The sequence below is a fragment of the Streptomyces sp. ADI96-02 genome (assembly GCF_003846185.1).
GTDB lineage: Bacteria > Actinomycetota > Actinomycetes > Streptomycetales > Streptomycetaceae > Streptomyces.
The window spans coordinates 6,711,274-6,732,232 of record NZ_ML123034.1; the positions used below are offsets into that span (position 1 = coordinate 6,711,274).

The following is a 20,959-nucleotide window of genomic DNA, read 5'->3' on the forward strand; positions in this document are numbered from 1 at the left end:
CTTCTTCTCCACGATCGTGGCGGCGGGTCTGTCGGCTCCCGCAGGCAGGGTCTGCCCGGTGGTGGTGCCCTCGACGTCGTCGTGGGTATTGAGGGTGACCGTGCCATCGGGGGTGGTGGACTTCGCGGGACGGCCCCACGCGTCGTAGCCGATCGTGGTCTCCCGGCCGCCCGCGTCGATGGTCCTGACCTGCTGGCCGGAGGTGTTGAACTCCGCTCCGTACACCTGGCGCCACTGTCCGTCGGGCAGCATCCCGCCCCGGCCGTCGTTCCCGGAGGGCCGGTAGTTCGACTCCGTACGGACCTCCCGGCCCAACTCGTCGCTGACCGTGCGGGTGGAGTAGCCGTCCGCCTCCCGGCGGCCCGTCACCGACGACCCGCCCGCAGCGCTGTCCGTGCCCCGAAAGGTCTGGTAAGAGGTGGTGGTGACCGTCCCATCAGGACTCGTCGACTTCACCGGACGATCCGCCGCGTCGTACCCGGTGACGGTCTCATCGAGGTCGCCGGTCCGCTCCGACAGGGTGCTGCCGCTGGCCAGGTCGGACACCGTCACGGTCTCCACCCCGTCCGCACCCGTCACCTTGTTCGTCCGACGCCCCACGCCCTCCGCGTCCCGGTCGACCGTGCTGTCCGTGGAGGTGACCGCCGTGCCCGGGTCCCCGCCCTTCGCCGACGCATCACCCCGGGCGGTGGTCTTCGCGACCTCGCCGGCCAGTTCACCGGTGTGGTACTCGAACTCCTCGGTCGAGACGGTCCCCAGCTCACCGTCAGCGTTCTTCGCGGCCTTCGTGACCGTCTTCGCGATCGCCTTCCCGTCCCCGGTCAAGGTGTTCTCCACGACCTGCCTGGCCCCGGTCTCGGTGTCCTTCGTCTCGGTGCGCACCGGGATCGAGTTCGCCCCGTACTCGGTCGTCGTCTCCACCCCGTCCTGGACCTGCGAGGTCTGCCGGCCCATCACGTCGAACCCCGTGGACACCTCGGTGTCCTTCGTCCGGGACGGGTCCGACGGGTCGACCGTGCTCACTTTCACCCGGGAGGGCATCTGGTAGTCCCCCGGGGCGTCCTTCACCCTCGGCGGGGAACCGTCCGCCCTCTCACCCGGGTAGGACATCTCGGTGCGAGATGTCTCCTTGGTCTGTGATCCGATCCTGACCCGGTTCACTTCGCGCTTCTGCAGGTGCAGGGCGTTGTAGGTGCGTTCCACTTCCTGGCCGTTCTGCTGGGAGAGGCGTACCCGGTAGGTGAACGAGCCGTCGCCGGAGTTCTCCAGCCGGTCGGTGCCGTCCTGGCAGTACTGCGGGCAGCCGGTGTAGTTCCGGCCGCCGTTCGCCCCGTCCGGATCCAGACTGACCGTCACCGGATCCACAATGGTCTTCCCGGCGGCGTCCTTCACCGCCACCTCCGACACCGCCACCACACCCCCGGAACGCTCCTCCAGCTCCGTGTACTCGAACTCGGTTCGTGCTCCGGCCGGCGAGACGACCGCCTTCGGGACCACCACGGCCCCGGCCCCCTCGACGGTCCACTCCACAGCGGTCCTGTCACCGGAGGGTGCGGTCACCGACCTCACCCGGCCCTGCGCCAGCTCGACCACCGTCTCCGGGGCCTTCGCCTGACCCCACCGCTTCGGCGAAGCGAAGACCACCTTGGAACCCTCGTAGCGCACCGAGAGCTTCGAACCCCAGCCTCCGGTCACCGAATCCAACCGGTGCATGTTGTTCACGTTCTTCCACGTCAGCTTCGTGACATGACCGAACCGGTCCTGCACGGCCACCAGGTCGCCCGCCTGGTCGAAGTACTGCTTCGACCCGTCCTTGAACGACTCCAGCGTGTACGCGTGAGCTACCGGAGCGTCACCGGCACCACGGGTCAGCTTCACGTCCTTCAGCCTGTAGTCCTTCAGCCCCGACTCCGCGGAGGCATCCACACGGTGCTCAGCCGACGAGAGCACCAGCACACCCCGGTCCATGTCCATGAACGAAAGGCCCAGGGACATTCCCGAGCCCAGCCCGAACCGGTCCACCCCCGCGGCCGACAGCCCCTGCGAGAACTGGGCCTTCACCTCCAGCCCCGAACCCGCCGGCCCCGACACCCCGCCCAGCATCGGCCCGAACCGGGCCTCGCCCCTCCGCTCGTCCACCGCGCCGCCCAACGACCCCATCGCCGCCGCCAACGAACCCCCACCCGAACCACCCGACGAAGCCGACACACCCGCAGCGCTCGACGGGGCCGCAGAAGCGAAACCCACCCCCGCCACCCACGGCAACGACAGCCCCACCGCCACCGACACACACGACGCCACAACACGGCGACCAGCGGAAACACCAGCGACACGACCACGTACAGACATCACACAGCCTCACAGACAGTGGTGAAGACAATGATTCACCCCCAGAGAAACCCAAAAAAAAACAGCACGAACATATGGAAAAACCACAGATTCCCCCCGGCCGCCGTCCAGGAAACGCACGCACCGCACCACACAGTGCGCAGCGCACAACCACTGCCTCCGACATCTCCGCGACCCCGGCCCTCCTCACACGGGCCGCCAGCCCAGCCACCGGTTCGACCGTCCCGATCTGACCCTCCTGCCCACGGCCCCGCCCCCCGACCCGCCCACCGCCACTGACGGCGGTCTCCGAACGGAGTCCCCGTGGGGATGAAGCACTCGCGCCGAGTTCAAGACGGACGCGGTCGCGTTGTACCAGTCGCGGCCGGGCCCACCCGCCGCACCAGCGCCTGCCCCTGGGCATGCCACTGGGCCGCCGCCGCGCTCACCGGCTGGGAAGCCACCGGCGAGGAGAAGGACGACGTCCTGCTGGTGATGTGCGAGCTGGTCACCAACGCCACCGGACCCATCCGCGCCCACCTCTCCCGCGACACGGCCGACCGCTACCACGTCCAGGTCGACGACGGCGGCCCCGCCCGCCACGACGAACACGACGACCAGGACGGCGACGAGCACGGCCGCGGCCTGGTCCTCGTCGACCACCTCGCCGCTCGCCACGGCCAGCGCCGCGCCCCCTACCCCTACCAATCCCGAGCCCGGGCCGTCCTCACCCCCGCCACCCGAGCCGAACCGCGCGCCGCGATCCCGGCCGCCCGCACCCTGGAGCCGACGTCATGACCACTCACCCGACCCACCCGAGCCTGCTGCGCGCCCCTGCCCCCGCCACCCCGGAGCCGGCTCCCGACCGCCCCCTCGACCTCCGCGTCCAGCGCATAACCGTCGACGAGATCACCGTCACCGAACCCCGCCAAGTTCTCGCCCACGCCCGCCAAGCGGCCCTCACCGACCCCGACACCGCCGCCCTCCTCGGACACGGCCCCCTCACCCCGCTCAGCCTCCCGGCCGCCGCCGCCCTGCTGTGCGCCCTCCACGACGACGAAGAGCTGGCCACCATGGGCTTGGAGCCCACCGGACACGTCACCCGCATCAGCGCCGCCCGGACCGACCAGCCACCCGACGTCCTGGAAATGTCCGACCAGCCCGACTGGACGAGCTGATGACCGCACGCTCGCTGCGCCGGCTGCGCTACCGCGCCCTGGCCGCCCTGCGCCGTACCGCCCTCCTCCAGCCGGCCGCCCGGCCGTCCGGCACGCGTACACGCAGCCGTGCGCCGAACGCCCACCTCGCCTTCTGCCCCGGCCCCGTAGAAGTGAGGACGGCTGATCAGGATCCGGACCGCACTGAAGAAGACGACCTCGCTATAGGGAATTTCCCTGAGACCCTGATCCTTTGCGCGGTTTTTCATGGGTGGGTTGGGCAGATGCGGAACTCGCAAAAGGGTTCGGTAGGCGTCGTATCACGGGTTGGAAATTTCCTCGATCGCGGCGGGCGGGTCGGGCATTACTTTAATCTCGCAAACTTCCAAAATGGATCTGTGTCAATTGACGGATGGACTGGGAAACGAGATCCACTCACTGAAGCGACGGGCCGCCAAAGCCACGCGTCCGGTGCCCATCCCGCCCGTACTTGTCCGCATGCTGCGCGAGCGTATAGAACGCTTCGGTGTCGCGCCTGACGGACGTCTGTTTCGCAACGCGGCGGGAAACTACATCGAGGCCGCGGCATACGGCATCACATGGGGGCGGGCGTGTGAGGCCGCACTCACCCTCGACGAGCACGCTCTTGCGCTGGCGAAGCGCCCCTACGACCTGCGCCACGCGGGAATCTCGTTCTGGCTCGCCTCCGGCGTCGACCCTACGGAGTGTGCGCGCAGAGCGGGGCAGAGCATCCAGGTCCTCTTCCGCTACTACGCCAAGTTCCTGGCCCAGGCGCGCAACCACGCCAACGCGTTGATAGAGGAGTCGATGCGGCGGTGGGACGAGCTGGAGAGCGGTGCGTAGGGCGCCCGGGTCGGACCTTGGCCCGGAAATGCCCCGGAACGGCTGGTCAGAGGTGGGACAGCGGTGGGAGATATCGGGAGTAGCCTCGTAGTTCGACCCACGGGTCCAATGTGCGCAACGAAGGGCGCCTGCCAGGGAAATCCCCTGGTCAGGCGCCCATCTGCTGTGTCTAGAAGAAGCCCAGCTTCTTCGGCGAGTACGACACCAGGAGGTTCTTCGTCTGCTGGTAGTGCTCCAGCATCATCTTGTGGTTCTCCCTGCCGATGCCCGACTGCTTGTACCCGCCGAACGCGGCGTGTGCCGGGTAGGCGTGGTAGCAGTTCGTCCAGACCCGGCCCGCCTTGATGGCGCGGCCCGCCCGGTAGGCCGTGTTGAGGTCACGCGTCCAGACGCCGGCCCCGAGCCCGTACAGCGTGTCGTTCGCCGTGGTGATGGCGTCGTCGAAGTCCGTGAAGGACGTCACCGCCACGACCGGGCCGAAGATCTCCTCCTGGAAGACCCGCATGCGGTTGTCTCCCTCGAAGATCGTCGGCTGGACGTAGTAACCGCCCTCCAACTCGCCTCCGTGCTCGATGCGCTGACCGCCCGTCAGGATCTTCGCACCCTCCTGCTGACCGATGTCCAGGTACGAAAGGATCTTCTGGAGCTGGTCGTTGGACGCCTGGGCGCCGATCATCGTTTCGGTGTCCAGCGGGTTGCCCGCCACGATCTTCTCGGTGCGGGCGATACCCGCCTCCAGGAACGCCCCGTAGTGCCCGCGCTGGATGAGCGCACGGGACGGGCACGTGCACACCTCGCCCTGGTTGAGGGCGAACATGGTGAACCCTTCGAGCGCCTTGTCGAGGAAGTCGTCCTCGGAGCGCGAGACGTCGTCGAAGAAGATGTTCGGCGACTTGCCGCCCAGCTCCAGCGTCACCGGTTTGATGTTCTCGGAGGCGTACTGCATGATCAGCCGCCCCGTCGTGGTCTCCCCGGTGAACGCGATCTTCGCCACGCGCGGGCTGGAGGCGAGCGGCTTGCCGGCTTCCGCGCCGAAGCCGTTGACGATGTTGACCACTCCCGGCGGCAGTAGGTCGGCCACCAGACCCATCCACAGGTGGATCGACGCCGGTGTCTGCTCGGCCGGCTTCAGGACCACCGCGTTGCCCGCCGCCAGCGCGGGGGCGAGCTTCCAGGTGGCCATCAGGATGGGGAAGTTCCACGGGATGATCTGGCCGACGACGCCCAGCGGCTCGTGGAAGTGGTACGCGACGGTGTCGTCGTCGAGCTCGCTGAGGGAGCCCTCCTGTGCCCGCAGCGCTCCGGCGAAGTAGCGGAAGTGATCGATGGCGAGGGGAATGTCGGCGGCCAGCGTCTCGCGTACCGGCTTGCCGTTCTCCCAGCTTTCGGCGACCGCCAGCTCCTCCAGGTGCGCCTCCATCCGGTCCGCGATCTTGTTCAGCACGGCGGCGCGGTCCCCGGCCGACGCGGCCCCCCACGCGGGAGCGGCGGCGTGCGCCGCGTCCAGGGCCAGCTCGATGTCCTCTGCGGTTCCCCGCGCGATCTCGGTGAACGGCCGGCCGTTCACCGGGCTCGGGTTCTCGAAGTACTGCCCCCGTGTCGGCGGAACGTACTCCCCGCCGATCCAGTGGTCGTACCGCGACGCGTAGGTGACGATCGCGCCATCGGTCCCCGGCGCAGCGTAACGGGTCATCTCTGTGGCCTCCCGGATCCGGTGCCGCCCGCCGTTGGACGGCCCTTGGCCGGGATGGTAGGCGGACGGACGTTGCAATGCCGTTGCAGAGAAGGAGGGGACGGGACCGCGACCGTGCGAGGAGCGTGGGAGAGGCGCTTGCCGTCCGCTGCGGTCCGCGCGTGTCGGGCGAAGAAAGGCGGCGGTCCTGGGCCGGCCCTCAGACTCCCTGTTCCGCGTCGAGGCCGGTGATCCTGGCCCGTACCGACGCCCGCCGCTCCGGCGGCACGGCGTCCGCCAGCGCCCGCCACACCGGCAGGTCCTCCTCGCCCCACGGGCTGTACGCCCAGTCGGCCAGCAGCCCCGGATCGCGCCGCGCGATGACCGCCGCCCGCAGCTGATCCGCGATGCGACGTCGCAGCCGTACGACGGACGGAGCCTGCGATCCCGGCAGCAGCGGACCCGCGTACGCCTCCAGCGCCGCCGCCACCGCGCCCGAGCCCAGCCGGCGCGCCACCGTGTCGAAATCGGCGTCCACCGGAACGGCGAGGCGGTACGGGCGTGAGCGCAGCAGATCCGGGCCCAGCAACCGTCGGAGCCGGGAGAGCTCGGCCCGCAGGGTCACCGGGGTCACCGACTCGTTCTCGTACAGAGCGATCAGCAGTTCGTCGCCGGTCAGTCCGTCCGGGTGGCGGGCCAGGGCGACGAGGATCTCGCTGTGCCGCCGGCTGAGCAGGACCGTGCGGCCGCCTGCGACGAGCAGGGCCTCGTCCCGGCCCAGAGCGCTCAGCACCACCGCGTCGCCGTCCGAGCGCGGCTCCCGGAGGGCGAGCTGCGACTCGGCGGCGCGCGCCACCGCCTGGACGAACGCCAGACTGTGCGGGTGCGCCAGCCGGTCACCACCCGTGATGTCCACGGCTCCCAGCACCCGGCCCGTCCGCGGGTCGTGCAGCGGCGCGGCGGCGCACGTCCACTGCTGCACCGGGCGCAGGAAGTGTTCCGCGGCGAAGACCTGCACCGGCCTGTCCACCGCGATCGCCGTTCCCGGGGCGTTGGTTCCCGCCACGGTCTCCGCCCAGCGTGCGCCCTCCACGAAGGTCATCAGCTCCGCCCGCCGCCGGGCTGCGGGATGGCCCTCGACCCACAACAGCCTGCCGTGGGCGTCGCAGACGGCCAGCAGGTGCTCGCCGTCGGTCGCGTACGCGCTCATCAGCTCACGGATGACGGGCATCGCCGGGGCCAACGGGTGGGCGTCGCGGTACGGGCCCAACTCGTCCGCGTGCAACTCCACGTGGGCCGCTCCGTCCGGGCTCACCCGAGCGCGCGCCGAGCGCCGCCACGACTCGCCGACCACGGATCGGACCGGCCGCTCCAGTCGGCCCGCCGAGGTGAACACCTCGTGGGCGCGGCGCAGCACGCCCAGCCGTTCGCCGGGATCCGCGCCGGAGGTCAGGGCCACCCAGGGGTCCGTCAACTCGCCCTCCTGTCCGAGGCGGCAGCCGTCCCCTGCCATCCTGGTCGCCGCCGGGCCCCGCGGCAACCTCGGCGGGCGGGGAATCCCTGTGCGAGCGGCGGGCGGTGCGCCGTGCTCGCTCAGGCGGTGCCGACGAGCCGGAGGTAGCGCTCCCAGTCCCAGAGGTCTCCGGGGTCGGTGTGGTCGCTGCCCGGCACCTCGTGGTGGCCGATGATGTGCTCCCGGTCCTTGGGCAGCCCGTGACGGTCGCAGATGTCCGAGGTGAGTCGCGCGGAACGCAGGTACAAGGCGTCCGTGAAGTACTCCGGCCGGTCGACCCAGCCCTCGTGCTCGATGCCGATACTCCGGACGTTGTAGTCCCAGGCGCCCGCGTGCCAGGCTATGTCCCGCTCGCGGACGCACTGGGCGACATGGCCGTCGCCGGAACGCACCACGTAGTGGGCGGACACCCGCGACGCGGGGTTGCGGAAGATGGCGATCGTGGGGGTGAACATCTGCTGCGCCACGTGGATGACGATCCGGTCGACCCTGCGTGCGCGAACGCCCTTCGTCACGGTGTAGTTGGCCGTGTCTGCCGGTGCCCAGAGGGCGCCCGCGTAGTCCCTGGCCCCGGGCGGTGTCGCCGGCGCCCGGACGGACGACGGCAGCAGCGCGGCCGAGGCGGCTGTGACGGCGGCGCCCTGGAGGAACGATCTGCGGCGCGTGGAGCTCCTGGGGACGGGCGGGAACCGCTGCGGTGCCGTGCGGGCGTGCGGTGCAGTCGGTACGGGCGGGGTGGGTAGGGCGGCGAGCCACGAGAGGCGGCGTGGTCCGCCGTGGAAGACGTGGCGAACAGGCCCGTCGGTTGCCTCGAACGTCGCGCACGTGTTCGCTGTTTCCCTTGTGCGGGCCTCGGGCGTACGGCGACGACGACGGGCCACGAGCCGAGTTCGGCGACACCGACGGGGACAACGACAACGGCGGCGGCGACGGCGGCGACAACCACAACGACGGCGACGGCAGCGAAGACGGCGTCAGCGACGACCGCGGTGACACCACGGCGGCTCCGGCCCGCGGCGGTCTCGACCCGAACCTGACGGGGCGGGCGACCGCAGTCCGCCCCCCCCGTGACGCGCCGCGTCACCCGCGCCCGCTCCCGACGGGCTGCCGGCCGTGCCCTCCGCCTCCCGCCTCAGCTCCCCGCGGCCCCCACATCGGCGGCACCGGCCCCATCGACGCCCGTGATGAGCCCGTCGGCAGCCGAGCCCCCCGCCAGCGCCCCCGCCGGATCGTCGTCCGCCGGTCCTGCGGGCACCCAGCGGCCCCGCTCCTTGCGGTACGGCCACCAGCGTCCGTCCCGGCCGTACCGCAGCTGGAGATCCTGGTCCACCACCGTCCAGCGCCCCTGTCCGGCCCGCAGCCGCGGTCGCTCGCCCTCCTCCCAGGCGGCCGCGAGCTGTGCGCGGGCGTGCGCCAGCGCTTCCGGGCCCGGCTCCCACTCCTCCTCCAGCACCGCGAGCGCGACGGTCCCGCCGTAGCGCCAGGCGCGTACCGCCGCTTCCAGATCCGGACGCCGACGGCCCGATCCGGCAGCCAGCCGAGCCGCCACCGACGCCTGAGGGCGACCGTCGGCAGCCAGGCGCACCGCATCCTGCTCCGGCGTCAACTCCACTGCTAGCGGCTGCCGTTCGTGGCCCGGTGCTACCGCGTCCAGGAGCATCCGGCGGGCCCGCAGCGCACTGTCGGCGGCCAGCACCTCCAGCGCCGCGGGGTCGATGCCGGCCGCCGGGCCCGCCTCGGTGTCCAGGGACGGCGGCCGGCCCGGTTCGGCGGGCACCGGCGGCGGCTGCGGCAGCGGCGGCAGAATGCCCTCGGCCGCGAACGCCTCACCGGCCGGCACCCCGTACGCCTCCCGGCCGGCGGCGGCCTCCGCCTCCGTACCGTCCCGGACCTCGGCGGCACGGGGAGCGCGGGCCGCACTGCGGACCTGGAGTTCGTCCACGAGCCGCCGCTCGTCACGCCCCCGCATCAACAGCAGCACGAATGGATCCGCGTCCAGCAACCGCGCCACCTGGTAGCACAGCGCCCCCGAATGCGGGCAGTGGTCCCACGCCCCGCACGCGCACTCCGGCTCCAGGTCCCCGATGCCGGGCAGCAGATCCACTCCCGCGTCGGTGGCGTCCTCCACGAGATGCGGCGGCATCTCCCGGTCCAGCAGCGCCGCGATGTGCCCGGCCCGGTCCACCGCCATGTCCAGGAACCGGCCCCACGCATCGTCGCCCAGCTGCTGGAGCAGGACATCGCTGCGGTACGCCGTGCCGTCCCGGTCGCGTACGACCGCCGTGATCCGGCCCGGCCGTACGGAGACCGCGCCGACGCCGCCCTCCCGGGCCAGCCGACGGCCCCTCTTCATCTGCTCCCCGTCCAGGGCCGTGTCCTCCAGGGCCTTCAGCCACGCCCGGCCCCACCAGGTCTCCGCGAAGCCCCGGCCGCGCGCGGGGGCCGGCGGGGCGAACGTGCGCTCCGGGACAGGGCCCCCTCCCGCCGATGGCGACCTTGAACCCGTCTCCTCCTCGCCGTCGGCGGAACGCGCTCCGTCGTCGGCGTACATCCCGCATTCGTCACTCATCGTGAGCCCCCTCGCAGTCGGACCAGGTCGGCCAGTTCCGCATCGGTCAGTTCGGTCAGAGCCGCCTCGCCGGAGCCGAGCACCGCGTCGGCGAGCCCCTGCTTGCGGGCGAGCATGTCGGCGATGCGGTCCTCGATCGTGCCCTCGGCGATTAGACGGTGGACCTGGACCGGCTGGGTCTGCCCGATCCGGTAGGCACGGTCCGTCGCCTGTGCCTCGACAGCCGGGTTCCACCACCGGTCGAAGTGCACCACATGCCCGGCACGGGTCAGGTTGAGGCCGGTCCCCGCCGCCTTCAGGGACAGCAGGAACACCGGAGCCTCGCCCGCCTGGAAACGGTTCACCATCTCCTCGCGCCGGGCCACGGACGTTCCGCCGTGCAGGAGTTGTGTCCCCACCCCGCGTGCGGCCAGGTGCTCCTCCAGCAGCCGGGCCATCCGCACGTACTGGGTGAACACCAGCACCGAACCCCTCTCGGCCAGAATGGTGTCCAGCAGTTCGTCCAGCAGTTCGACCTTCCCCGACCGGTCCGCGATGCGTGGCCGTTCCTCCTTGAGGTACTGCGCCGGGTGGTTGCAGATCTGCTTCAGGGCCGTCAGCAGCTTCACCACGAGCCCTCGCCGTTCGAACCCGTCGGCGGCGGAGATCTCCGCCAGCGTCTCGCGGACCACCGCCTCGTACAGGCCGGTCTGTTCGGCCGTCAGCGACACCGCCCGGTCCGTCTCCGTCTTCGGCGGCAGCTCCGGAGCGATCCCCGGATCGGACTTGCGGCGGCGCAGCAGGAACGGGCGCACCAGGGCGCCGAGCCGCTCGGCCGCCGCCGGGTCGTTTCCCCCCTCGACGGCGGCGGCGTAGCGGGTGCGGAACGTGCCGAGCCGGCCCAGCAGGCCGGGCGTCGTCCAGTCCAGGATCGCCCACAGCTCCGAGAGCTTGTTCTCCACCGGGGTGCCCGTGAGCGCGACGCGGGCCCGTCCGCCGATGGTCCGCAACTGCTTGGCCGTGGCCGAGTGAGGGTTCTTGACGTGCTGCGCCTCGTCGGTGACCACCATGCCCCAGGAGACGGCGGCCAGCCGGGGCGCGTCCAGCCGCATCGTGCCGTACGTGGTGAGGACGAACTCGCCGTCCACCAGGTCGTCCAGGGAACGCGACGCGCCGTGGAAGCGGCGCACGGGAAGGCCCGGGGCGAACTTCTCGATCTCCCGCTGCCAGTTGCCCATCAGCGACGTCGGGCACACGACGAGGGTCGGGCCGGCCGCTGAACCGTCGCTCTGGCGGTGCAGGTGGAGAGCGATGAGCGTGATCGTCTTGCCCAGCCCCATGTCGTCCGCCAGGCAGGCTCCCAGCCCCAGGGAGGTCAGGGTGTCGAGCCAGTTCAGACCGCGCAGTTGGTAGTCGCGCAGCGTCGCCGCGAGGGCCGCGGGCTGCCCGATCGGCTGCTGCGCGGCGGACTCGGGGTCGGCGAGGCGGTCGCGCAGCCGCTTCAGCCAGCCGGTCGCCGCGACCTCCACGCGACGGCCGTCCACCTCCGTCGAACCTGTCAGCGCCGCACTCAGCGCGTCGATCGGGGTGACCTTGCGATCCCGCGTCTCCCGGGCGCGGCGCGCCTCCTCCGGGTCGACGAGCACCCACTGACCGCGCAGCCGCACGATCGGCCTGCTGGATTCCGCCAGCCGGTCCAGCTCGTCCCGACTCAGGCTCCGGTCGCCCAGCGCGAACCGCCAGTCGAACGCCAGCAGTGCGTCCGCGGACAGGAACGAAGGAGTGTCCGCGGACGCGCGCCCCCGGCGGCCGAATCCGTCCGCGCCCCCGTCCCTTTCCCCGTCCTCGTCCCCGTCCGGAGCGTACGGGCCGATCACCGCCCGCGCGGTCAGCTTCCCGGCCAGTTGCTTCGGCCAATGGACCTGCACACCGTTCGCCGCCAGGGCCCGCCCGGCGGGACCCAGCAACTCGGCGATCTCCTCGTCGACCGGCTCGACCGCGTCCGGCACCGCGGCTGACAGCAGCGGAGCCAGCGGAGGCCAGGCGCGCGCGGCGCGGCGCAGGGCGAGCAGGGCGTCCATCCGCGCTCGCGGGCCGAACGCCGCAGCCGTGCGCGAACCGCCCGCCCAGACCTCGGCGGCGTCGGCGACCAGCGAGGGGTCGTTGACACTGTGGATCTGCGGCACCACACGGAACGACGGTGCGCCGGACGCCATCCCGCCGGCGATTTCCGCCTGCGGAGCGTCGTCGGGATCGGTTGCGGAGCCGCCGGGAGAGATCCCCGTGTCCTCCGGTACGAGCCCCGAGACGTCCTGCGGTAGCAGTCCCGAGACCTCGATCCGCAGGGAGAGCCGTACGCCCGCGTCGTGACCGGCGGCCACGTCGGCCGCCCACGCGCGGGCCGCGGGCAGGTGCTGGGGCTCGTCGGCGGCGAACGCGGGACCCGCGGCGGCGATCCCGGCGGCAGGCGTACGGGGCAGTACGTCCGCCACCGCGTCCAGGAACGCGCGCAGCAGTCGCTCCGGTTCGGGAAGCAGCGGCTCTCCGTTCGCCGTCGTGCCTTTTAGGGGAGTGGCGTGCGCGGTGGGCGGCATCGAGGCCGCCAGCTCCCTGATCCGCCCGATGTCCTCGGCGTCGAGCGGACCGATCCGCCAGGCGTCGCGGTCGGTGGAGCTCAGTCCAGGCAGCAGGAGTCCGCGGGCGGCGAACTGCAGGGCCAGCAGTCCGGCGGCGCCCCAGAAGGCCGTCGCGGGGGAGACGGACCCGCCGGCGCGTGCCCGGGTCAGCACCGGCAGGGCGTCCCGTACGGGCAGGTGCAGCGCCGTCACGGTACGGGGCCGCAGGTCCGCCGCGACGACGGTGAGCTCGGACGGGGAGCCGAGGCCGGGAGGAGGGGTGCTACCGTCCGGGTTCCAGAAGGCGACCCGACCCGTACGCGCCGGATCCGCCGGGACGAAGATCGCGGAACAGCGGGAGAGTTCGGCGATGTCGGAAGGTGTTGCCGCGGGGTGCCTGTGCACAGCGATGCCGGATTCCTCAAATTTGACTAGTGGGCTCGGGGTCGCCGAGGGTACTCCATCCCGTCACGCCCCGGGTCACTCCGCACAGTGGCCTGTGTCACTCGGCGACGCCGCCCCGCCGCCATGGTGCGCTCAGCGGCACCACCGGGCACGGGGGCCTGCCCCCGTACGAACGGGGTGGTGGCGCCATGGCCCACCTCGGCCTCCGATCCGTACGTTCTGTCAGGTCAGCGCTCATGTGTTCCAGAAACCGGAGACGTCATGTCCCAGGCGACAGCCGCCGTTGAGGATTCCACGGGAGACGGCGGTCCGGGCCGCCCCCGGCTGTCCGAAGCCTTCCCGCCCGCCGACCTGCCCTCCCCGCCCCGGGGCTCCGCGCCCGGAACAGCTCGGGAGTCCGAGCCCGGTGCGGCCCAGGACTCCGCGGCCGATGCGCTCCCGGCTGGAGGAAGGCCCGACACCGGGCCGGCGGGCGGCGGAAGCGACTTCGCCCCGCTGCTGCGCGCCGTCCGGGGCCAGGGCCTCCTGGAGCATCGTCCCGGCTGGTACGCGATCGGGATCACGGCCAATCTGCTGGCCCTGGCCGCGGTGCTCACCGGGTTCGTCCTCCTGGGGGACACCTGGTGGAGCCTGCTCCTGTCGTTCCCGCTGGCGGTCCTGTGGGCCCGTACCGCGTTCGTGGCGCACGACGCCGGCCACGCGCAGATATCCGGCGACCGCCGTACGAGCAGGGTGATCGGACTCGTCCACGGGAACCTGCTGCTCGGCATGAACGAGGCGTGGTGGAACGACAAGCACGTCCGCCACCACGCCAACCCCAACCATGTCGACAAGGACCCGGACGTCGCCGCCGACGCGCTGGTCTGGACGCAGAAGCAGGCCGCGCAGCGCGAAGGGTTCGCCCGATGGCTGACCCGGAACCAGGCGCGGCTGTTCTTCCCGATGCTGCTGCTCGAAGGGTTCGCGCTGAAGATCCACGGGTTCCGGTACCTGGGCCGCCAGCCGGCCCGGGAGCGCGCTCTCTCCGCCCTGCTGATGACCGCGCATCTCGCGCTGTACGCGACGCTGCTGCCGGCCACGCTGTCCGTCGGGAAGGCGGTCGTCTTCTTCCTGGTCGTGCACGCGCTGTTCGGACTCCACCTCGGGATGGCCTTCGCCCCCAACCACAAGGGCATGGAGATGCCCGACCCGGACGGGGAACGCTGGGGCCACCTCCGGCGCCAGGTGCTGACCTCCCGCAACGTCCGCGGAGGCGTCCTCACCGACTGGTTCCTCGGCGGGCTGAACTACCAGATCGAACACCACCTGTTCCCGAGCATGCCCCGGCCTCACCTACGGCTGGCGCAACCCCTGGTCAGGGCGCACTGCGCGAGCATCGGCATGCCGTACGCGGAGACCGGACTCGTGGAGTCCTACCGCCAGGCCCTGGCCCACATGCACGAGGTCGGCGACCCGCTGCGGTGACGGCCGGGGGCGTCCGCCACGAGGACCGGCGGGGCGGGGAACGCGCGGGTCCGCGCGAGCGTTGAGGGATGCAGGAGCGGCGACGGCCGCGAAGGAGGCATGGACCATGTCGAACGGTGCGAAGGCAGCGGTCGCGGGAGTTGTCGCGGCAGCCATCCTCTGGCCCCTCATCGGGTTCTGGTGGGCGCTGCTGGTGGTGATCGGCGTACCGGTGGCGGGCTATCTGCTGCTGGACCCGTCCCAGCGGCGCAGACTCCGCAGGATCAACCGGAAGGGCATCGACCGCTGAGCCCGCGCGCCGGCGGCTCCGGTCGCCGGCGCGGGACCAGGGCGAGCCCTCGGGAGACGTGCGCCAGGCGCGGGCCGGGTCTTTGCAGGGTGACGTGCGCCAGGCGCGGGTCTCAGGGGGAAGGCGTGCGCCATTCGCCGGTCAGGCAGGCCGCACGGCCAGCTCGTCCAGGGCCTTCAGCAGGCCGGGCAGGGCGGGACCACGGCCCACGGGCAGTATGTCGCCCGGTGCTTCGTCCAGCAGGATGAAGGCGATGTCGTCGGTCCGGGCCACCATCGACCATCCCGGCCCGTCGACGCGCAGCGTACGAGCGTCGGCGGAGGCGAAGAACGAGCGGATACGGCCGGGCGGCGGTGGAGTCCGCGTGTAGGCGAGGGCCTCCGACAGAGCCCTTCGCACGCCGGGGTGGCGCGGGAGGGCCGCGGTCCCGCCGCCCGCCTCACCGGGCACGGGCGAGCCGTCGACGGCCGGGGGCCCCTCCGATCCGGTCTCGATGCCGGTGCCGGTGCTCGGAGTGTCCTCGCCCGCGCCGCTCGGGCGGAAGCCCGCGTCGTCGACCTGCTCCCGCCAGTCGGACCACCGCCCCGCGATCTCGTCCGCCCCGAGCCGCCGTTGCGCGGGACCCCAGCCCCGCGAGTCCGGGGGCGTCAGTGCGGCGGGACCGCCCTCCTCGGTTTGCGGGTCGTGCGGCGCGGGAACGCCCGGTGCGGCGACCGCCACGGCCAGAGGCCAGCCCGGCAGCGCGCACACCACCGAGCGGTCGTCGGGGGACAGGTCGTACTCCATGCCGCAGTCCCAGGCGGCGATCGCCACCGCCACCGTCGAGACGTCCTCCACCACCACCGTCCACCTGGCGCCCGCACTGTCCTGACCGAGGACGAGGCCGTAGCCCTCCTCGTACGGTTCGAGCGCGAGCGCGTCGCACGCGGCCACGTAGTCGTCGCCCAGCACGCTGGGGTAGCGGGCGGGGGTGAGCAGCACGGCGGTCAGAACGAGCAGCGCGTCGTCGTCGGCGACCGCGTCGTCCGCGACGGCCACCGCCTCCTCCTCGTCCTTCATCGCACAGCCACCTCATCGCCCGTCGGGTCGTCCGCTGGTCCGTCGGCGCACCCTAGCTACTGGGTAACCCTGCCGTCGAGGCCCTGAACGACGACGGCGAGGCACGGCGGACGACCGTGCGCCCCGACCGTTCGGGCCGATCCGATGCGCCCGAAGGCCCTGTGGCGTGGGCCCCGCCCGCGTAAGGTGGCTGCTCCGGCCGAGCGAGGGGGCAGCGTGGCGAAGCGTTACGACCGGCTCAAGGAGATTCAGCGCCTGGATCCGGAGCGGGACTTCCTGGAGATCTACCGCCTCACCGTGGCCTACGAGTTCCCCTGGGATGTCACCCGTGCCCTGGAACTCGCCCTCTACCGCACCTATGCCGTCCCCAGCATCGGCCGACTCCTCGACAGGACAGGTGAGTTGACGGAGCGTCCGCAGAAGCGCTACGACGACACCGCGTTGCTCCTGGACGCCGTCGTGGAGCACGGGTTCGAGAGCGAGGAGGGCCGCACGGCCGTCCGCCGGATCAACCAGATGCACGGCGGCTACGAGATCAGCAACGACGACATGCGCTACGTCCTGTGCACCTTCGTCGTCACACCGAAGCGCTGGCTGGACGAGTTCGGATGGCGCCGGCTCTCCGATCACGAGCTGCGGGCCTCCACCGCCTACCACCGCGTGCTCGGCGCCCGGATGGGGATCAAGGAAGTGCCGCAGACCTACGAGGACTTCGAGCGCACACTCGACGCGTACGAGGACGAACACTTCGGCTGGGACGAAGGAGCCCGCCGGGTCTCGGACGCGACACTCGCGCTCATGGCCTCCTGGTATCCGGCTCCGCTGGCCCCCGTGGTGCGCGGAGCGAGCCTGGCCCTCCTGGACGACTCGCTGCTGCGGGCCTTCCGCTACCGGCGGCCCGGTCCCGTCGCCCGAGGGCTCACCCGGGGCGCGTTACGGCTTCGGGCCCGTGCCGTACGGCTCCTGCCGCCGAGGAGGTCCGCCCACTTCGCCCGCCGGAATCCCATGGTCAAGGGGTACCCCGACGGCTACGAGATCGCCTCGCTCGGCACGTTCCCCACGCCGGGCGTCCGGGGCTGCCCGGTGCCCCGCCGGGATACGCCGCGGACTCCCGCGGAGTAAGGACCCGGCGGTCAGCGCCCCGGGCGGCAAGCCGCCGTGCGGGGCCCGTCGGCACGGCCCCGACGCCGTCAGGATGGTCGTACCGCGAGGGCGAGAAACCGGTCGTCCTCGTCCTGGTAGGAGTCCAGCCGCCAACCACCTCGGGCCAGCAGCGGGCCCAGCCGGGGCTCGGCCCGCAGGTCGTCGTCGGTGATCGGGCGGCCCTGGCGTGCTGCCAGCGCGGCCCGTCCGATGGGGTGGAACAGGGCCAGTACACCGCCGGGACGCACCACTCGCGCCAGTTCCGCCAGGTTCGCGGCGGGGTGCGCGAGATGGGAGATCAGCCCCGCCCCCAACACCGCGTCCAGGGTCGCGTCGCGCAGCGGCAGCCGGGCGACGTCGGCGTGCAGGGGCGTCGCGCACTCGTCGCGCCCGGCCCGTGCCGCCGCCTCCAGCATGGCCGGGGTGAGGTCCACGCCGATGACCGTGCCCCGCGCGCCGACCGCGGCGCGCAACGCGGGCAGCGCCCGGCCCGTTCCGCAGCCCGCGTCGAGCACCGCGTCTCCGGGCCGCAGCCCGAGGGCTCCGGCGGCGGATGCGTAGGCCGGCCCGTCGTCCGGGAACCGGCTGTCCCAGTCCGCGGCGCGCGGGGTGAAGAAGTCCAGGACGTGAGCGCGGTGGTCGGTCATGGGGACATGATCGCGCACCGGAGGTTCACGGGACAGCGACGTGGACGGCGGCCGGACGGGCGCGGGGGAGGCCCCGGGGCGATGGACCGGGGGCGGGCGAGGATCCGGGCGAGGGGCCGGCCCGGACGCCGCTGTCCGGGGGCGTCCCGTCGCCGCCGGCCGTACACCGTTTCCCTGCACCCGAAAAGGTCAGTGCAGGCGCCGTTCCGGGCATGCCCGGGGGCGCCACGGCTCCGCCCCCGCCCCGCCCCGGACGCGTGCTCCCCGGTGCGGGGCGGGGACGCCGCCGTGAGAGTTGTCAGCGAAATCCGGCCGTCGCTGACAGGGGAACCTCCGAGGCGGAGGGGGCGCGGAATCGACGGCACCGAAGGGGCAGCGCGGAAGCCCGCGTGGACCGAGCGATGGATTTCGGCCGTATCACCATCCACTCCAACCTCACGCTGCATCTGTTCGGCACCCGGGGCAGGACAGCCGGGGGTTCCCGTGGGACGACCTGCCCGAGGGTGACCTCGTCGCCGTCCCGCCGGCCGGCACACGCCGACCGGCAGGACTCCTTCGTGGCGATCGACTCCATGGGAACGCGGCGCATCCCGCCCGTCGCCGCAGTCGATGGCTCCCCCGGAGCATGCGCGCACCCCGAGGGCGACGCGTTCCGGCACGCGGAGGGCGGCATGACTTGTGCCTCGATCCGGACCGGGAGACGCCTGCCATCCCTGCGATGTCCCCGACCGGAAGACCGCGAGGGACATCCCCGTCCGAGCGGTCGAGTATGCCGGGCGCATACACACCGCACGGCTTCCCGCCTTCGTCGGTCGACTGCTCCAGAAGCCGGCCGTTGGTCAGTCGGCCATGTCCGCCAAGGCCACGACCCTGTCGATGCCCACCCGGACCACGAGCTCACCGGGCCCGCCGTTGCGCCGACCGAACTCCTCGGCAGCCTCGGCGCCCACGTAGCGCCTCGCGATCAGCGTCGACCAGCGCCGCAGTTCCTCCGGATCCTCAGTCAGATCGGCCCGCCCCCGCACCACGGCGAACGCGTACGGCGGACGTTCGTCGTCCACGCACAGCGAGACTCGGCCGTCGCGCGCCAGATTGCGCCCCTTCACGCTCTCCTTGCCGGTGTTGAAGACCACCGAGTCGCCGTCGAGCAGGAACCAGACGGGTGCGATGTGCGGACTGCCGTCCGCGCGCACGGTCGACACCTTGGCGGTCCGGGTCCCCTCGGAGAGGAACGCCCGCCACTCTTCTTCGGTCATGTGGTGTGCCATACGCCCATCTTGGGCCCGATGTCCGCATGGCGCGAAGCGACGCCCCGGGCAACCGGGGCCGCTTGCCCGCACGAGAGCGTTACGCAAGGCTTACGCGCGTAGCGGGGGGCAACGGGGCACGACGGCACGGGGAGGACGAGCACATGGCGCTTGACCGGGGACTCGACTGGCTTCTCGACGATCTCACGAAGAGGGTGCGTCACATACGGCACGCCCTGGTGCTGTCCAACGACGGGCTGGTGACCGGTGCCAGTACCGGTTTGGCCCGGGAGGACGCGGAGCACCTTGCGGCGGTGTCCTCCGGTCTGCACAGCCTGGCGCGGGGATCCGGCAGGCACTTCCGGGCCGGCCGGCCCCGTCAGACGATGGTCGAGTTCGACGAGGCACTGCTCTTCGTGACGGCGGCGGGCGAGGGCAGTTGCCTGTGCGTGCTCACGGCGGCCGAAGCCGATGTCGGCCAGGTCGCCTACGAGATGACCCTGCTCGTCAACCGCGTGGGCGAGCACCTGGGCGTGTCGGTGCGCCAAGGCGGCGCGGACGGCTCCGAACCCGTCTGACGGCGGCCGACCCTCACCCTCACCCTCTCTGAGCTGCGGATTCCGTTGCGCGAGCAGAGTTATCCACAGGGTCGACGGAAAGTGACTCTCTCGGACTACCGTGATCACGGAGAGTATTCGAACCTCACGGGGGAGGCGGCCATGACCGTCAAGGAAGCATCGCGCACGCAGACGGGGAACGTCGGTGCGGGGTGGAGCGATCCTGCCGTCACGCTGGCCGCAGGGCGGGCCGCGCAGGAACTGGGCCTGCGAAAAGGTGAGTTCGAGCTCGCCGTGCACATGGGGCTGATCGCGGTGGATCCGGTTCCGGGCGGTGGCAGGCCGAGGGTGCGCGAGGCGGAGATCGCCCGACTGCGCGAGCAGCCCGACTTTCCCGACGGCGTCGCGGAACGCGTGCGGACGGTGGGGACCGCGGAGGGTGCCGCCCTGCTGCGCGTCGCTCCCGCCCGCTTCACCCGGTTGGCCAAGGCCGGTTGCCTCTCGCCGGTCACCTTCTGTCTGAACCGGTACCGCGCGGTGGTCTGGCTCTACCTGGCGGACGAGATCGACGCGTTCGCGCTGAGGGAGCCCGAGCTGCTCGCGGGCCCGATGCCACCGGAGATGCGGGACGCGCTGGAGGCCGGGGGAGACCGGCGTGCGCGCAACTGGCGGTTGCAGCGGGTCGACAGGCTGCTCAAGCGCACCCGTGACCCATGGGTCCGCGCTGCGATCGAGGCATCGGCGCTGGATCCCGTGCAGTTGGCGGAGGTGGTGGACGACCCCTATGAGCGTGCCTATCTGCTCCGGGTGCGGCCGGAGCCGGTCTTCGGTCGCCCGGTGTCGATCGGGGCCAGGGAAGCGATGGCGCGGCTGTCCCTGGCGGACGATCCCGACGAGATCCTGTGGCGGCGGGTCAACGTGACGCTGGAGCTGGACCGGGCCCGCGAGGAGCGAGCCGCGCCACATCCCGGGGACGCGCGCGCCGTGCCGGCGGTGCCGGGTGCTTCGCCGGTGAGGCCCGGCGTGCGCGTGCCGTCCACGACCCGCCGGGCGCGGCCACACGTGCCGACGGCCGGAGTGCGGAGTCGATCCACCGGGGCGGTGGCCGGGCCGGCCGCCGCTGGGGAAGAACGACGCGGAACAGCGCCCGGCCGGAGCGAGTGCAGAGGTCAGGGGCTCGACGGGGGCGAGCGCGGCGGGAAGCGGCCCGCCGGAAGCGGGTGTGGCGGTCCAGGGCCCGGCGGGCGTGGGCGCGGCCGAGGCGGAGCTGGCGGCAGGAAGCGAGAGGCGGGGGCGGGCGGGCTGTTGGAGCGGCTCGGCCGGTGGCGGAGGCGTGAGGGTTGGCCGACACGGGGCGAGGGATGATCGATCGCGCGTACCCGTGCCGGTTCGGCATCGTGGTCATGGGCTGATCAGGCGGCAATCCCGCAGGCCGGCCAGGACCGGGAGGG

16 protein-coding genes and 1 pseudogene are annotated in these 20,959 nt (G+C 72.1%); 8 read left to right on the plus strand and 9 right to left on the minus strand.

The annotated features are described in order from the left end of the window. Positions 1-2,160 (minus strand): RHS repeat domain-containing protein (locus tag EES43_RS30915; protein WP_164493315.1); only part of this gene is annotated, 2,160 nt, incomplete at its 3' end. A 498-nt stretch (positions 2,161-2,658) separates the two neighbouring features. Between EES43_RS30915 and EES43_RS29330 the strand changes: the two genes are divergently transcribed. The 3 genes from EES43_RS29330 (at position 2,659) to EES43_RS29340 (ending at position 4,349) form a co-directional block, all read left to right on the plus strand. After that, entirely contained in the window at positions 2,659-3,126 is a 468-nt protein-coding gene (locus EES43_RS29330) for an ATP-binding protein (protein ID WP_124271575.1), read from the plus strand. Further along, on the plus strand, positions 3,123-3,506 hold the full coding sequence (locus tag EES43_RS29335; RefSeq protein ID WP_241192576.1) for a hypothetical protein: 384 nt from the start codon (positions 3,123-3,125) through the stop codon (positions 3,504-3,506). Before EES43_RS29330 ends, EES43_RS29335 begins: the two co-directional genes overlap by 4 nt. A gap of 306 nt (positions 3,507-3,812) precedes the next feature. Further along, the gene (locus EES43_RS29340; RefSeq protein ID WP_241192577.1) at positions 3,813-4,349 is read left to right on the plus strand and encodes an integrase; all 537 of its coding nucleotides are present in this window, start codon (positions 3,813-3,815) and stop codon (positions 4,347-4,349) included. A 169-nt stretch (positions 4,350-4,518) separates the two neighbouring features. Here the strand turns inward: EES43_RS29340 and EES43_RS29345 are convergent, their stop codons facing one another. The 5 genes and pseudogenes from EES43_RS29345 to EES43_RS29370 all read right to left on the minus strand — a co-directional run bounded on the left by EES43_RS29345 (position 4,519) and on the right by EES43_RS29370 (position 13,102). Continuing rightward, on the minus strand, positions 4,519-6,042 hold the full coding sequence (locus tag EES43_RS29345) for an acetaldehyde dehydrogenase ExaC (RefSeq protein WP_124271576.1): 1,524 nt from the start codon (positions 6,040-6,042) through the stop codon (positions 4,519-4,521). A 199-nt stretch (positions 6,043-6,241) separates the two neighbouring features. After that, the gene (locus EES43_RS29350) at positions 6,242-7,495 is read right to left on the minus strand and encodes a GAF domain-containing protein (protein ID WP_241192578.1); all 1,254 of its coding nucleotides are present in this window, start codon (positions 7,493-7,495) and stop codon (positions 6,242-6,244) included. A 119-nt stretch (positions 7,496-7,614) separates the two neighbouring features. After that, positions 7,615-8,193, minus strand: a pseudogene (locus EES43_RS29355) (N-acetylmuramoyl-L-alanine amidase); the annotation flags it as partial. Between the two features lie 473 nt (positions 8,194-8,666). After that, on the minus strand, positions 8,667-10,103 hold the full coding sequence (locus EES43_RS29365) for an SWIM zinc finger family protein (RefSeq protein ID WP_124271580.1): 1,437 nt from the start codon (positions 10,101-10,103) through the stop codon (positions 8,667-8,669). Next, positions 10,100-13,102 carry a DEAD/DEAH box helicase gene (locus EES43_RS29370; RefSeq protein ID WP_124271581.1) on the minus strand — a complete coding sequence of 1,001 codons (3,003 nt, stop codon included), beginning with the start codon at positions 13,100-13,102 and terminating at the stop codon, positions 10,100-10,102. The genes EES43_RS29365 and EES43_RS29370 overlap by 4 nt, the downstream gene beginning before the upstream one ends. Positions 13,103-13,363: 261 nt before the next feature. Here EES43_RS29370 and EES43_RS29375 point away from each other — a divergent pair, with 261 nt between their 5' ends. Further along, positions 13,364-14,566, plus strand: a complete 1,203-nt coding sequence (locus EES43_RS29375; protein WP_241192579.1) for an acyl-CoA desaturase — start codon at positions 13,364-13,366, stop codon at positions 14,564-14,566. Positions 14,567-14,672: 106 nt separating this feature from the next. After that, a complete protein-coding gene (locus EES43_RS29380) occupies positions 14,673-14,855 on the plus strand; it encodes a hypothetical protein (RefSeq protein ID WP_124271582.1) in 183 nt (60 codons plus the stop codon). A gap of 141 nt (positions 14,856-14,996) precedes the next feature. Here the strand turns inward: EES43_RS29380 and EES43_RS29385 are convergent, their stop codons facing one another. Further along, positions 14,997-15,914: a hypothetical protein gene (locus tag EES43_RS29385; RefSeq protein WP_124271583.1), complete on the minus strand. Its 918-nt coding sequence runs from the start codon at positions 15,912-15,914 to the stop codon at positions 14,997-14,999. 216 nt (positions 15,915-16,130) lie between these two features. Between EES43_RS29385 and EES43_RS29390 the strand changes: the two genes are divergently transcribed. After that, positions 16,131-17,036 (plus strand): oxygenase MpaB family protein, encoded by a 906-nt coding sequence (locus EES43_RS29390; protein ID WP_124271584.1) that lies wholly within the window; start codon positions 16,131-16,133, stop codon positions 17,034-17,036. Between the two features lie 68 nt (positions 17,037-17,104). On the opposite strand, the gene EES43_RS29395 is transcribed toward EES43_RS29390, so the two are convergent. Continuing rightward, positions 17,105-17,704, minus strand: coding sequence for a class I SAM-dependent methyltransferase (locus EES43_RS29395; RefSeq protein ID WP_124271585.1), 600 nt, complete (start codon positions 17,702-17,704; stop codon positions 17,105-17,107). 839 nt (positions 17,705-18,543) lie between these two features. Then, the gene (locus tag EES43_RS29400) at positions 18,544-18,972 is read right to left on the minus strand and encodes a PPOX class F420-dependent oxidoreductase (protein ID WP_124271586.1); all 429 of its coding nucleotides are present in this window, start codon (positions 18,970-18,972) and stop codon (positions 18,544-18,546) included. Between the two features lie 143 nt (positions 18,973-19,115). On the opposite strand from EES43_RS29400, the gene EES43_RS29405 reads away from it, so the two are divergent. Together EES43_RS29405 and EES43_RS29410 are read left to right on the plus strand one after the other, a co-directional pair. Then, entirely contained in the window at positions 19,116-19,529 is a 414-nt protein-coding gene (locus EES43_RS29405; RefSeq protein WP_124271587.1) for a roadblock/LC7 domain-containing protein, read from the plus strand. Positions 19,530-19,670: 141 nt separating this feature from the next. After that, entirely contained in the window at positions 19,671-20,873 is a 1,203-nt protein-coding gene (locus EES43_RS29410; protein WP_241192580.1) for a DUF6397 family protein, read from the plus strand. Positions 20,874-20,959 lie beyond the last annotated feature (86 nt).

What these genes read in the sequence shown, in the direction of transcription:
- EES43_RS29330 (WP_124271575.1), top strand. Translation starts at nt 2,659, where the DNA reads ATGAAGCACTCGCGCCGAGTTCAAGACGGACGCGGTCGCGTTGTACCA.
- EES43_RS29335 (WP_241192576.1), top strand. Translation starts at nt 3,123, where the DNA reads ATGACCACTCACCCGACCCACCCGAGCCTGCTGCGCGCCCCTGCCCCC.
- EES43_RS29345 (WP_124271576.1), bottom strand. Translation starts at nt 6,042, where the DNA reads ATGACCCGTTACGCTGCGCCGGGGACCGATGGCGCGATCGTCACCTAC.
- EES43_RS29365 (WP_124271580.1), bottom strand. Translation starts at nt 10,103, where the DNA reads ATGAGTGACGAATGCGGGATGTACGCCGACGACGGAGCGCGTTCCGCC.
- EES43_RS29375 (WP_241192579.1), top strand. Translation starts at nt 13,364, where the DNA reads ATGTCCCAGGCGACAGCCGCCGTTGAGGATTCCACGGGAGACGGCGGT.
- EES43_RS29380 (WP_124271582.1), top strand. Translation starts at nt 14,673, where the DNA reads ATGTCGAACGGTGCGAAGGCAGCGGTCGCGGGAGTTGTCGCGGCAGCC.
- EES43_RS29385 (WP_124271583.1), bottom strand. Translation starts at nt 15,914, where the DNA reads ATGAAGGACGAGGAGGAGGCGGTGGCCGTCGCGGACGACGCGGTCGCC.
- EES43_RS29395 (WP_124271585.1), bottom strand. Translation starts at nt 17,704, where the DNA reads ATGACCGACCACCGCGCTCACGTCCTGGACTTCTTCACCCCGCGCGCC.
- EES43_RS29400 (WP_124271586.1), bottom strand. Translation starts at nt 18,972, where the DNA reads ATGGCACACCACATGACCGAAGAAGAGTGGCGGGCGTTCCTCTCCGAG.
- EES43_RS29405 (WP_124271587.1), top strand. Translation starts at nt 19,116, where the DNA reads ATGGCGCTTGACCGGGGACTCGACTGGCTTCTCGACGATCTCACGAAG.
- EES43_RS29410 (WP_241192580.1), top strand. Translation starts at nt 19,671, where the DNA reads ATGACCGTCAAGGAAGCATCGCGCACGCAGACGGGGAACGTCGGTGCG.